The organism is Dactylosporangium sp. NPDC049742 (assembly GCF_040674675.1).
GTDB classification, from domain to species: domain Bacteria; phylum Actinomycetota; class Actinomycetes; order Mycobacteriales; family Micromonosporaceae; genus Dactylosporangium; species Dactylosporangium maewongense.
Genome location: NZ_JBFANF010000004.1, coordinates 66,382 through 79,112, shown reverse-complemented (window position 1 = coordinate 79,112; position 12,731 = coordinate 66,382). Strand labels below are relative to the sequence as shown.

11 protein-coding genes are annotated in these 12,731 nt (G+C 73.4%); 4 read left to right on the top strand and 7 right to left on the bottom strand.

Annotation, left to right across the window (positions count from 1 at the left end; translation table 11 throughout):
• Positions 1-160: 160 nt before the first annotated feature.
• From AB0J72_RS07300 to AB0J72_RS07290, 3 genes are all read right to left on the bottom strand, one after another.
• Positions 161-3,382, bottom strand: coding sequence for a hypothetical protein (locus AB0J72_RS07300; protein WP_363395540.1), 3,222 nt, complete (start codon positions 3,380-3,382; stop codon positions 161-163).
• A 115-nt stretch (positions 3,383-3,497) separates the two neighbouring features.
• Complete coding sequence (locus AB0J72_RS07295; protein ID WP_363395537.1) at positions 3,498-5,600, bottom strand: 3-hydroxyacyl-CoA dehydrogenase NAD-binding domain-containing protein; 2,103 nt, start codon at positions 5,598-5,600, stop codon at positions 3,498-3,500.
• Between the two features lie 14 nt (positions 5,601-5,614).
• Positions 5,615-6,826, bottom strand: a complete 1,212-nt coding sequence (locus tag AB0J72_RS07290; RefSeq protein WP_363395534.1) for an acetyl-CoA C-acetyltransferase — start codon at positions 6,824-6,826, stop codon at positions 5,615-5,617.
• A gap of 72 nt (positions 6,827-6,898) precedes the next feature.
• Between AB0J72_RS07290 and AB0J72_RS07285 the strand changes: the two genes are divergently transcribed.
• Positions 6,899-7,516 carry a hypothetical protein gene (locus tag AB0J72_RS07285; RefSeq protein ID WP_363395531.1) on the top strand — a complete coding sequence of 206 codons (618 nt, stop codon included), beginning with the start codon at positions 6,899-6,901 and terminating at the stop codon, positions 7,514-7,516.
• Here AB0J72_RS07285 and AB0J72_RS07280 read toward each other — a convergent pair.
• Positions 7,504-8,604, bottom strand: a complete 1,101-nt coding sequence (locus AB0J72_RS07280; protein ID WP_363395528.1) for a CaiB/BaiF CoA-transferase family protein — start codon at positions 8,602-8,604, stop codon at positions 7,504-7,506. The genes AB0J72_RS07285 and AB0J72_RS07280 overlap by 13 nt on opposite strands.
• A 73-nt stretch (positions 8,605-8,677) precedes the next feature.
• On the opposite strand from AB0J72_RS07280, the gene AB0J72_RS07275 reads away from it, so the two are divergent.
• Positions 8,678-9,838, top strand: a complete 1,161-nt coding sequence (locus AB0J72_RS07275; protein WP_363395525.1) for a serine hydrolase domain-containing protein — start codon at positions 8,678-8,680, stop codon at positions 9,836-9,838.
• A gap of 11 nt (positions 9,839-9,849) precedes the next feature.
• Here AB0J72_RS07275 and AB0J72_RS07270 read toward each other — a convergent pair whose 3' ends face one another.
• The gene (locus AB0J72_RS07270; RefSeq protein WP_363395522.1) at positions 9,850-10,389 is read right to left on the bottom strand and encodes a helix-turn-helix domain-containing protein; all 540 of its coding nucleotides are present in this window, start codon (positions 10,387-10,389) and stop codon (positions 9,850-9,852) included.
• 69 nt (positions 10,390-10,458) lie between these two features.
• On the opposite strand from AB0J72_RS07270, the gene AB0J72_RS07265 reads away from it, so the two are divergent.
• On the top strand, positions 10,459-10,896 hold the full coding sequence (locus tag AB0J72_RS07265; protein ID WP_363395519.1) for a nuclear transport factor 2 family protein: 438 nt from the start codon (positions 10,459-10,461) through the stop codon (positions 10,894-10,896).
• A gap of 87 nt (positions 10,897-10,983) precedes the next feature.
• Here the strand turns inward: AB0J72_RS07265 and AB0J72_RS07260 are convergent, their stop codons facing one another.
• Positions 10,984-11,475 (bottom strand): nuclear transport factor 2 family protein, encoded by a 492-nt coding sequence (locus AB0J72_RS07260; protein WP_363395516.1) that lies wholly within the window; start codon positions 11,473-11,475, stop codon positions 10,984-10,986.
• 106 nt (positions 11,476-11,581) lie between these two features.
• On the opposite strand from AB0J72_RS07260, the gene AB0J72_RS07255 reads away from it, so the two are divergent.
• Positions 11,582-12,139: a hypothetical protein gene (locus tag AB0J72_RS07255; protein WP_363395513.1), complete on the top strand. Its 558-nt coding sequence runs from the start codon at positions 11,582-11,584 to the stop codon at positions 12,137-12,139.
• A 35-nt stretch (positions 12,140-12,174) separates the two neighbouring features.
• Here the strand turns inward: AB0J72_RS07255 and AB0J72_RS07250 are convergent, their stop codons facing one another.
• On the bottom strand, positions 12,175-12,693 hold the full coding sequence (locus AB0J72_RS07250; protein ID WP_363395510.1) for a DUF6882 domain-containing protein: 519 nt from the start codon (positions 12,691-12,693) through the stop codon (positions 12,175-12,177).
• Positions 12,694-12,731 lie beyond the last annotated feature (38 nt).

Here is a 12,731-nt window from a genome sequence, read left to right as displayed (position 1 = left end):
ATGGCATCGCCGGTGAGACGGACTGCCGGTCAGCCGGCGCGGTATGCGGGCGGCCAGACAGGCGGCGTAGCGGGCCGACGACCTGACCGGCAGCGGGCCGGACAGCGGGCCGGACAGCGGGCCGGACAGCGTGGCGGGCAGACGGTGCGGTGGCCGCGGGTCAGACGGCGTGGCGGGCGCGGTACAGGAAGCGGTACAGCCACCGGTACTGCCACAGCCCACGCCGGCCGAGCAGGGCCAGGACGGTGCCGATGAGGACGGCCCAGCCGCCGAGCGCGGCAACGGCGCCGACGGGTCCGCCGGTCACCGGGAGCGTCGCCGCGGCATGGTGGACGGTGACCGGGGCCGACAGGAGGCGCAGGCTGTTGTCGCCGGCCAGCCCGGCAGCGACGAACGTGTGCCCGCCACGGTGCAGGTCGGCCGGCACGACAACCAGCAGCGTGAACGCCCCGGCGGCGTCGGTGTACGCGGTGCCGAGCGGCTGCGGGGCCGAGTACACGACGACCTCGACCGCGGTGCCGGGCTTGAAGCCGCCACCGCTGAGCGTGACCGCCTCGCCGGCAGCCGGATTGTCGATACCAACAATCCGGCCCGCGGTGGCATGGGTCGGCGGTGCAGCGGCCGGGACGGTCACGGGCGCCGGCTCCTGCAGGACGGCGAGCGTCGCGGTCACGTCCGGTGCGGGCGCGAACCGCCGGTCGCCGCCCTGGTGAGCGACGAGCACGCACCCACCGACGGCGAGCGGTGTCACCGTCACGCCGTCCACCGAGCACGTGTCAGGACTTCCGCTGCTGAACGTGACAGGCAGCCCCGACGACGCGACCGCGACCAGGCCGACCGGCCCGTCGGACACCGCGACCGGCGCCGGCGCGGCGAACGTGACCGCCTGCGGCACGGCCGTGATCCGCACGGTCCGCGTGACCCGCCGGGCCGGCGCCCACTCCGCGTTGCCGGCCTGCACGGCGTGCAGAGTGCACTCGCCGGCGGCGATCGGCGTGACCACGGTGCCGGCCAGAGCACCCCCCACGGCGCCGGCGACGTTGCCCCGTGCGCTGTCCGCCATGGCACCGTCCGCGGCATCCCGCACGTCGCCCGTCACGGCGCCATCCGTGGTGAGGCCAGGTGCGCTGCCTGGTGCGCTGCCCGCCATGGCGCCGTCCGCGGCATCCCACACGTCGCCCGTCACGGCGCCATCCGTGGTGAGGCCTCGTGCGCTGCCAGGTGCGCTGTCCGCCACGGCGCCATCGGTGGTGTCGTCAAGTGCGCTGCCCGCCGTGGCGCCGTCCGTGGTGTCGTCTGGCGCGTTGCCAGGTGCGTTGTTGGGTGTGCTGCCCGCCGCGGCGTTTCGGACGGAGCCGGCGACGGTGCAGACGGCCGGGGTGCTGCTGGACACCGACACCGGCAGGTATGACGTCGCGGACGGCGCCATCGTCAGCGGGCCGTCCAGCACGGACCGGGTGTCAGGCTGCGGGAACGTGATGCGTTGCGCGCCACGGGCGACGGTGAACGTGTGGGTCACCGGCGGTGCGGCGGCGTGGGTGGCGTCGCCGCGCTGGGTTGCCGTCACCGTGCATCTGCCCGGGGTGCGGAGCGTGACGACGGTGCCGGCGATGGTGCACACCTTTGGCGTATTGCTGGTAATGGCGACCGGCAATCGGGACGTCGCGGTCGCGGACACGTGGACGGTCTCGTCGGTGAGGGGTGTGGTGGGCGGGGTGGGGAACGTGATCGTCTGCGCGTCGCCGGTGACCGTGAAGGTCGCGTCAACGGCCGGTGCCGGGTCCCAGTGGCCGTCGCCGGGTTGGGTGGCGCGCACCGCGCACGCGCCGGGGATGCGAAGGGTCACCACGGCACCGCCCACGGCACCGGCAACGGCACAGACAGCCGGGGTCGACGCGGTGTAGGTGACGGGCAGCCCGGACGATGCGGTCGCCCGCAGCGTGACGGTCGCGCCGGCCGCGGTCGTGGGTGGCGGCGGGAACGTGATCGTCTGGGTGCCCTTGACGACGGGGAAGCTGATCTCGACGGCCGCCGCGGCGGACCAGTCCCCGGTGGCGCCGCAGGTGCCGACGGTGTGCAGCGTGACGATCGTCCCGGCGGCCGTGCCGCCTGTGGCAGTGCCGCCTGTGGAGGTCCCGGTGGAAGGGTTCCCAGCGGACGAACCGCCGCTGGAAGAACCGCCGGTGGAAGTCCCGGCGGCAGGTGCGTCGGCGGCAGTGCCGGGAGCGGACGAGCCACCGACGGATGCGTCTCCAGACGAAGAGCCCTCGGAGGGGCCGTCCCCGGTGGAGGAGCCACCAGGCGAGGAACCCCCGGTGGTAGCGGCTCCAGGCGAAGAGCCGGCGGAGGAGGAAAGTCCCGGGGAAGAGGCGCCAGCAACGGTGCACACCGCCAGGTTCGTGCTGGTGACGGTGACCGGCAGGCCCGACGACGCCGACGGTGTGACCGTCACCGTGCCGGCCGGCAGCGGCACCGGGCCCGGCGCCGGGAACTCGATCGTCTGCCCGCCCCGGCCGACGGTGAACCGCCGCTCGACCCGGGGTGCGGGCGCGTACCTGCCGTTGCCGGGCTGCGTCGCGCGCAGCACGCACGTGCCGGCGCCGACCAGCGTCAACCGGCGGGCGGACACGGTGCACACCGAGCGGTCGCGGCTGGTGACGGTCACGGGCAGCCCGGACGTCGCGGCAGCGTCGACGTGCGCGGTGCCGGTCGTCATCGCCGTGTCGGCGGGGCGGGGAAACCGGATTGTCTGCGCCAGTTTTCCGATAATGAACGAGTCGTCGGCGCGGGGCGCGGGGGCGTACTCGTCGTTGCCGGGCTGGGTGGCGCGCACGGTGCAGGTGCCGCCGGCGACAAGGGTGACCTTGCCACCCTGGACCTTGCACGTGCGGGGCGTCGCGGTCCGGTAGGTGACGGCGAGCCCCGACGACGCGGTCGCCGACACGCGGACCGTGCCGGCGGTGACCGAGACGTCCGGGGTCGCGGTCCACGTGATCGTCTGGGCGCGGCCGAGGACGGCGAAGGACGAGCTCGCCGCTTCCGCGGCCGCGAAGGAGGCGTTGCCGGCCTGGATGGCGCGGATCGTGCAGCGGCCCTGCCGGTGCAGGGTGACCACGTCGCCGTCGGCGGTGCACACGTCGCCGCTGGCGCTGGTGTAGGACACGGGCAGCCCGGACGAGGCGACCGCCGCGACGGAGACCGTGCCGGTGGTCAGCGGCGTGTCCGCCGTGTCCGTCCAGGTGATGTGCTGCCGCGCGAGCTCCGCGGCGGCCGCCGAACCCGGCACCGCGAGGGTCCCGCCGATCGCGGCCAGTACCGACGCCGCCAACGCCGACAGAGTCCGTGCCGGGCCTCGTCGCAGCAGCACCCCGAACGCCGCCATCGCGGTCTCCCCCGTCCGTCCCCCGGTTGGAGGGCGACGACAGGCCCGCCGCCCCGCAACCGAAGACCATAACGTAGAGTGACCGCGCGACTACGCGGAATCGAGAGGACTACTCCTAGACGAACTGCGCGCCCTCCTCCGCCTTGCGCAGCAGCAGCGCCGGCGGTTCGAAACGGGTGCCGTAACGCGCGGCGAGCTCGCGGCTGCGGGCGACGAACCCGGGCAGCCCGCCCGAATACTGGTTGATGTATTGCAGGACGCCGCCGGTCCAGCCGGGGAACCCGATGCCCAGGATCGAGCCGACGTTGGCGTCCGCGACGCTGGTGAGCACGCCCTCGTCGAGACACTTCACCGACTCGAGCGCCTCGGCGAACAGCATCCGCTCCTGCATGTCGATAAACGGAATATCGGTCCCGGAAATCCGGAAATGCTCCTGCAGCCCCGGCCACAGCCGGTCACGCTTGCCGTCGACGTACTCGTAGAAGCCCGCCCCGCCGGAGCGCCCCGGCCGGCCGAACTCGTCGATCATCCGGTCGACCAGCGCGTCGGCGGGCGTCGGGGTCCACGCGTCGCCGTACGCGAGCCGGATCTTCCGCGGCAGCGTCAGGGTCAGCTCGTCCATCAGCGCGAGCACCGCCGCCGGGTAGCCGGCCTGCAGGCTCGCCTGCTCGATCGACGGCGCGGCCACACCCTCGGCGAGCATGAGCAGCCCTTCACCGGTGAACGTGCCGATGACCCGGCTGGTGAAGAACCCGCGGCTGTCGTTGACGACGATCGGCGTCTTCTTCAGCTGCCGTACGACGCCCAGCGCCCGGTCGACAGCAGCAGACGAGGTGGCACTCCCGCGGATCACCTCGACGAGCGGCATCTTGTCCACGGGCGAGAAGAAGTGCAGCCCGACGAAGTCCTCCCGCCGCGTCACCCCCTCCGCGAGCGCGGAGATCGGCAGCGTCGAGGTGTTGGAGCACAGCAGCGCGTCCGGCGCCACGACGTCCTGGACCTCCGCGAACACCTTGTGCTTCAGCCCCGGGTCCTCGAACACCGCCTCGATCACCAGGTCACACCCGGCCAGATCCGCCGGGTCCGCCGTCGGCGTGATCCGGCCCAGGATCTCATCAGCCGGCAGGAACGGCTTCTTCGCCAGGACGCGAGCCGAGTACTCCTTGCCGCGGGCGGCGGCCTCGACGGTGACATCCTTGAGCAGCACCTGCATGCCGGCCTTCGCGCACACGTACGCGATCGCCGCGCCCATCATCCCCGCACCGAGCACGGCGACCTTGCCGAACGGCGCCGAGGACGTGCCGCGCGAGTTCGCCTGCTGCAGGTCGAAGAAGAACGCCTTGATCATGTTCTTGGCGATCTGCCCGGTGGCGAGCTCGGTGAAATACCGGCCCTCGATGGCGAACGCGGTGTCGAGGTCGACCTGGGCGCCTTCGACGGCGGCGGCAAGGATGTTGCGCGGCGCCGGGTACGGGGCGCCCTTGAGTTCCTTGCGCAGCGTCGCCGGGAACGCGGGCAGGTTCGCCGCGAACGACGCCTGCGCCGGGGTGCCGCCGGGGATGCGGTAGCCCTTCACGTCGTACGGCTGGACCGCACCCGGGTTCGCGACGATCCACGCCTTGGCCCGGGAGAGCAGCTCGTCGCGGGGCGCGACCTCGTGCACCAGGCCGTGTTCGAGGGCGGCGGAAGGCCGGTGCCGCTGCCCGCGGAGCAGGACGGTGAGCAGCGCCTGCGCGATGCCGAGCAGCCGCACGGTCCGCACGACCCCGCCGGCGCCGGGCAGCAGCCCGAGCGTCACCTCGGGGAAGCCGATCTCGATGCGGGCGTCGTCGGCGACGATGCGGCGGTGGCAGGCGAGCGCGATCTCCAGGCCGCCGCCGAGCGCGGAGCCGTTGACCGCGGCGACGACCGGCCGGCCGAGGGTTTCGAGGCGGCGCAGGAGGCCCTTGAGGTGCATGGAGGAGGCGTACACGTCGGCGGCCTGGTCGGGGCCGAGGCTGCCGAGGCGCTGCAGGTCGCCGCCGGCGAAGAACGTCTTCTTCGCCGAGGTGACGACGACGCCGGTGATGGAGTCCTTCTCGGCGGTCAGCCGGTCCACGGTCGTGCCGAGGTCGGCGACGAACGCCTCGTTCATCGTGTTGGCGGAGTGCGCCGGGTCGTCGAGGGTGAGGACCACGACGCCGTCGTCCCCACGGTCCCAGCGGATCGTGTCGGTCATGTGCTGCGCGCCCTTCAGATTCGCTCGACGATGGTGGCGATGCCCATGCCGCCGCCGATGCACAGCGTGGCCAGGCCGTACCGCAGGCTGCGGCGTTCGAGCTCGTCGACGAGCGTGCCGAGCAGCATGCCGCCGGTCGCGCCGAGCGGGTGACCCATCGCGATGGCGCCACCGTTGACGTTGACCTTCTCCAGGTCGAAGTCCAGGTCCTTGGCGAAGCGCAGTACGACCGCGGCGAACGCCTCGTTCATCTCCACGAGGTCGATGTCGGCGGCGGTCAGGCCCGCCTTCGCGAGGGCCTTGCGGGTCGCGGGTGCCGGGCCGGTCAGCATGATCGTCGGGTCGGCGCCGCTGACCGCGGCGGCGACGATCCTCGCCCGCGGGGTGAGCCCGGCCCGCGCCCCGGCGGCCTCGCTGCCGACCATGACGAGCGACGCGCCGTCGACGATGCCGGAGGAGTTGCCGGCGGTGTGCACGTGCTCGATCCGCTCGACCCAGTGGTACCGCTGCAACGCCACCGCGTCGAAGCCGCCCATCTCACCGATCATCGCGAACGACGCCGGCAGCTGCCCGAGCCCTTCGAGGGTGGAGGCGCGCAGGTGTTCGTCCCGGTCGAGGACGACGAGGCCGTTGCGGTCCCGGACCGGCACGACGGAACGGGCGAAGTAACCGCCGGCCCACGCCTTCGCCGCGCGGGTCTGCGACTCCAGGGCGTACGCGTCGACGTCCTCGCGGCTGAAGCCCTCGATCGTGGCGATCAGGTCGGCGCCGATGCCCTGCGGCACGAACCGCGTCTCGTAGTTCGTCTCCGGGTCCATCGCCCAGGCGCCGCCGTCGGAGCCCATCGGCACCCGCGACATCGACTCGACGCCGCCGGCGAGGACGAGGTCCTCCCAGCCGGACCGGACCTTCTGCGCGGCGACGTTCACGGCTTCCAGCCCCGACGCGCAGAACCGGTTCAGCTGCACGCCGGCGACGGTGTCCGGCAGGCCGGCGGCGATCGCGGCGGTCTTGGCGATGTCGGACCCCTGGTCCGCGATCGGGGAGACGACGCCGAGGACGACGTCGTCGATGTCGGCCGGGTCGAGCCCGGGATACCGGCGGCGCAGCTCGTCGATCAGCCCGACGACCAGCGACACGGGCTTCACCCCGTGCAGCGAGCCGTTCTGTTTGCCACGCCCGCGCGGGGTGCGGACAGCGTCGTAAACGAAAGCCTCAGTGCTCACCTACCCGAGAGTAACTTGCCCTCGACCGGCACGGTACCCCGCCGTCCCGCATCGTCCTGCGAGAATGTCCACATGGGCCGTAGGACCGCTGTCGTCATGCTCGCCGTCGCCGCGGCGGCCGTCGTGGTCACGGTCGCCGCGGCGGTGGCCGCGCACGCCAGGTACGTCGCGTCCGAGCCCCTGGCGCACCCGTTCCTGGCGGGGTTCGTCGCCGCGACGGTGGCGATCGTCGCGGTGCTCGGGCTCATGCCGGAGAGCACCCGGCGGCTGCTCACCCAGACGGGCATCGGTCTGCTCGGTCTCGCCGTCGGAGCCGCCGGGCTCGTGTCCGTTTCCGCGGAGGTGTACGACCCGCACGCGCCCACGGTCGTCGCGTCGGGCCCGGACGTGCGGGTCGTCGCGTGGCAGCAGGACGTGATCGTGCGGCAGGAGCAGACGCTGCGGCTGCGGTCGCGCGACGGGCTGCTCAGCCGCGCCGGCACCGCGACCGTCGCCTGCTTCGTCCACGATCCGTACACCGGTCACGGCCTGGACGCGTGGACGTTCGCCTCCGCCACGGTCGTCGGGAACAGCCTCGTCGCGAAGACCGTCGACGGGCAGGAGTGGCGGGTCGAGGTCGACCCGGCGACGCTGCGGCCGACGACCCCGGTCGTCGACCGCTGCACCGGGGCGCCCGGCTACTCCTCCTGAACACCCCAGTCCGCAAGGACCTCCGCGGTGTGCTGGCCCGGCAGGGGCGGCGGGCCGGTGAGGGTCGCGGGGGTGGCGGAGAACCGGGGCTGCGGCACCGGCTGCACGACGCCGAGGTGGTCGGCGAACGTGCCCCGCGCCCGCAGGTGCGGGTCCTGCGGCGCCTCGTGCATCGACAGTACGGGGGTGACGCAGCCGTCGCCGTCGTGGAACAGCCCGGACCACTCGTCGCGGGTCTTCGTCAGGAACGCCGCGGCGAGCCGCTCCCGCAGCACCGGCCACTGCGCGACGTCCAGCTGGTCCGGCAGGTCGGTCAGGCCGAGGGTGGCGACGAGCGTGGCGTAGAACTGCGGCTCGAACGCGCCCACCGCCACGTGACGGCCGTCGGCGGTCTCGTACACGTCGTAGAACGGCGCCCCGGTGTCGATCATGTTGACGCCGCGACGGTCCTGCCACAGGCCGACGGCCAGCATGCTGTGCAGCATCGTGGTGATGTGCGCGGCGCCGTCGGTGATCGCCGCGTCGACGACCTGCCCCCGGCCGGTCCGCTCCGCGTCCCGCAGCGCGGCGAGGACACCGACGACGAGGTACATGGCGCCGGCGCCGAAGTCGCCGAGGAGGTTCACCGGCACCTGCGGCGGCCCACCGGCCCGGCCGATCGCGTGCAGCGCCCCCGACAGCGCCAGGTACGTGATGTCGTGCCCGGCCGTCGTGGCCCGCGGCCCGTCCTGCCCCCAGCCGGTCATCCGCCCGTACACGAGCGCCGGGTTCACGGCCTGGACCTGATCCGGACCGACACCGAGCCGCTCCGCGACCCCCGGCCGCCAGCCTTCCACCAGTACATGCGCCCGCTGCGCCAACGCGAGCACGGTCGCGACCCCGTCGGGGTCCTTCAGGTCGACGGCGACGGACCGCTTGCCCCGGTTGAGCAGGTCGGTCGCCGCCGGCGGCGCGATCGGCGAGCCCGGCCCGACCCGATCGACCCGCACCACGTCCGCACCGAGATCCGCCAGCATCATCCCAGCGAACGGCCCCGGCCCGATCCCGGCCAGCTCGACCACCCGCACACCCCGCAACGGTCCACTCATGACACGTATCTTGCCCGCAGCCCCGTCTCGAAGCGGCGCCCCCGACGCGCCGGCGGCGTGTAGCGTGCGGTGCGTGACCGCCAGACTGCGAGCGCTCCTGCAGCACGAGGTCGACGCCGGGTTCGTGCCCGGCATGGTGGCGCTCGTCGCCCGCCGCGGGGAGGTCCACGTCGAAGCCGTGGGCAGCCTCGCGTTCGAGGGTGCCGGCGCCGGTACGCCGATGGCCGCGGACACGATCTGCCGCATGGGCTCCACGTCGAAACCGGTCGTCGCGGCGTGCGCGATGACCCTCGTCGACGACGGCACCATCGGCCTCGACGACCCGGTCGACAAGCTGCTGCCGGAGCTGGCGGACATGACCGTCCTCGCGGACCCCGGCGGGCCCCTCGACGACGTCGTCGCGGCGGACCGGCCGATCACGCTGCGGCACCTGCTCACGTACACGCTGGGCACCGGCATGGTCCCCGCCGAGCCCGGCACGGTGCCGATCGCCGACGCCCTCGCCGCGGCCGGTGAGCTGCCTCCGGACGCGTGGCTGCGCCGGCTCGGCGAGCTGCCGCTGCTGCACCAGCCGGGTGATCGCTGGATGTACGACACGGCCGCCAACGTGACCGGGGTCCTCATCGCCCGCGCGACCGGCAGGACCTTCGGGGAGGCGCTCCGCGAACGGATCTGCGGCCCGCTCGGGATGCGTGACACCGGGTTCGTCGTCGAGCCGGGCAGCCTCGACCGGCTCGCCACCGCGTACGAGCGCGACAACGACACCAACGGCGCACCTGTCGTCGAGGACGGCCCCGACGGTCGGTGGAGCCGGCCGCAGGTGTTCGAGAGCGGCGGCGGCGGGCTCGTGTCCACCGCCCTCGACTACCTCACGTTCGCCTCGATGCTGCGCGGCGGCGGCACCCTCAACGGCGAGCGGGTGCTGTCCGAGGCGTCGGTGGCGCTGATGACGACCGATCACCTGACGCCGCACCAGAAGGCGGTCTCCGGGTTCCGGCCGGGGTACTTCGACGCCATGGGCTGGGGTTACGGGATGGCGGTCGTGACCCGCCGCACCCGGCCCGGCCCGTCGCCCGGCAGCTACGGCTGGCCCGGCTTCTACGGCACCGCCTGGTACACCGACCCCGCCGAGGACACGACGACCGTCTTCATGATGCAGCGCGCCCACTCCGGCGACCAGCAGCTCCCGCTGTGGGCCGGCCTGTGGGCGGCCGCCTACGACGCGACCGGCTGACCGCGCGCCGATCAGTGCGGCGGGCGCAGGCCGGCGGTGACAACAGCGAGGAGCCGTCCGGCGCGGCCCGGGTCGTCGCTGTCGCGCATGCCGGTGAAGAGCCCCTTCAGCAGCGCGAACAGGTCTTCGACGGTGATGTGGGCGCGGACCGCTCCGGCCGCCTGCGCCCGGCGCAGCAGGACCCCGACCGCCTCGTGCAGCTCCGCGACGACCGGGCCGGGGACGGTCATCGCCTCGGACGCGTCCCGCTTGGCGGCGCCCTCACCGCCGAGCCGGGACAGCATCGCGAAGAACGCCGCGCCGGCGTCGGGGTCGCCCGCCCGGTCGCGTGCCTCGGCGACGAGCCCGGCGACCCGGTCGGCGATGACCGCCTGGAACAGCGCCTCCTTGGTCGGGAAGTGCCGGTAGACGGTGCCGGGGCCGACGCCGGCGCGGGCGGCGATCTCGTCGAGGGGCACCGCGAACCCGGCCTCGGCGAACGCGTCGCGGGCCGCGAGCAGGATGCGGTCGCGGTTGCGCCGAGCGTCGGCGCGCAGGGGTTGCTCAGCCATTGCTAACCGGGGCCACCGTTCCGTATCGTCTAACCGGGGTCATCGTTCCGATTCTAGGTGGAGGCAGACATGGTGAGAACGCCACGCGAGGTGGCCGAGGAGGTCCGGCGAATGGTCGCGGGTGAGGTCGGGCCCTTCGCCGACCTGTTCGCCGCCGACGGCGTCCTGGAGTACCCGTTCGCACTGCCGGGCCAGCCCCGCGAACTGCGGGGTCGCGACGCGATCCGCGCGTACCACGGCGGCGCCGCGGCGTCCCGCGGCCTGTTCGAGATGGACGGCGTCGACGCGGTCGTGCACGAGACCACCGACCCGGAGGTCGTCGTCGCGCAGATCGAGCACCACGGGCGGTCCGCGGTGACCGGCGGGCCGTACCGGTTCCGCGCCCTCGGCGTCATGCGCGTCCGGGCCGGCGAGATCGTGTTGTACCAGGACTACATGGACCCGATCGCCACCGCTCGCCTCCTCGGCCGGTCCGCCGACCTCGCCGCCGCCCTCACCAGCAGCTAGTACCGTGGAGCCCGGTTCGACGATGCAGTCCCGTCGGCTGGACCCGCGCCGACGTCGAGCTCGTCCTCGACTGGCTCCGGGGCTTGGCTATCCGTTGAAGATCGCGGCGGGGTCGCCGGTGTACCAGACGTTCGCGATCCGCATCCGGCGCACGACCCAGCGACTGCCGTCGCGGACCAGTTCCACGTCGTAGAGGTTCTTCAGCAGCGCGAACGTGCCGTGGTCGGCGGTGAGCAGGTGCTGCGCCTCGACGATGGCGGTGAGGTCGGCCCGGTCGCCGTCGATCCGCACGCGCGGGTTGGTGACGACGTGGGTGGTGTCGACCCGCCCGGCGAACATCGCCAGGATCGTGCCGACGATGCTGTCCCGGCCGGTCATCAGCGGCACGTCCGCGCCCCAGCGCGCCGCCGCCGGCCGGAAGTCCAGCTCGGCGTCGGCCGCGAACGCCGACGCGAACAGGTCACGGTCCTTGAGGTCCTGCCCGAGCCCGAACCGGTACAGCGCGTCGACGATCTCGGTGCGGTCCCGCAGCGCTTCGACGCCGGTCGTGGTCAGGGCCTGGATGTCAGTCACGTACATGCCGTCCACGCTCCCTTCCGGACCGCGCGTGATCAACGCCGAACTCCGCCACGACCGTGAAGCCCAGCTTGACGATCATGGGTGGCCGTCGTGTACAACTCCGTCCGTGATCGAGCGGACAACGACCGAGGCGAGGGCCGCCCTGCAACGTATGGCGTTGCTGACGGCGTCGGAGGGCCGGCGCGAGATGACGCCGCAGGACCTCGCTGCGGCGCTCGCCGGATGTCCGGGCAACACCGCCGGCCTGTGGCCGCCCGCCCAGGCTGACGCCGGAGCGTCGGCCGCGACCGGCGTGGTATTCGACCAGGCGTCGAAGCTGGTCCTGGAGCAGGCGTTCCACGTCGCGGCGCAGGAGCGGGCCGGGCACGTCGGCACCGAGCACCTGCTCGCCGCCCTGGTGCGCACCGGCCCGCCGGAGGTCGTGGCCTGGCTCGACGCCCGCGGCGCCACCACCGACGCCGTCGGCGCGCTGCTGGCCGGGCTCGGCGGCGGCCTCGGCGTCGAGCGGCTCGCGGCCGAGCCGTCACGGGCGGACGAGCGCCGGTGGCGGCGGGCCACGGCGCGGGCCCGCGGCGAGACGCCGATGCTGCCGGCCCTGCTCGTGCCCGCCCTCCTGCTCACCACCGCGATCGTGATGTTCGCCTGCTGCCTCTGGGGCCCGTGACGCCGCTCATCGGGTTCACGGTGCGGTGGCGCGGGTCAGGACACGTCGACGGTGAAGGTCGAGGTGGTGCCGTCGGCGGCGGTCAGCGTGACCGGGCCGAACGTGATGACCGGCACCGACGCGGTCCCGGAGGCGCGGTAGAAGCCGGTCGCCTTCGTGACCCGGACGGCGACCGCGACGAGGGTCGCCGCGCCTTCCTCGTCGACGTCGACGCGGGCCTGCGTGAACGCGGGCAGTCCCCGCTCGGCGCCCCAGTCGCGGACCTGGGCGGCGGCCACGGACAGCTCCGGCAGGATGCTCGCGTTGCCCCACGCCCACACCCACGACGAGGTGGAGGCGTTGAAGCTGCCGAGGATCTGCGCCGGCGCGGTCGCGGTCTTGTCCGGGAACGTCCAGGTGATGACGCCGGTGCGCTGGTCAAGCCCCCACCGGTCGGCGGTGCCGAGCCCCCACGTCACGTGCGCCTGCGCCAGCTGCTCGATCATGTCCTCGCCCTGCAACGCGAGGAGCGCCACGTCGTCGGTACCGGTGCGGCGGCGGTTGAAGATCCCCATGACGGACGAGTGTGCCCGATGCGGTCAGCGGCGGTCGA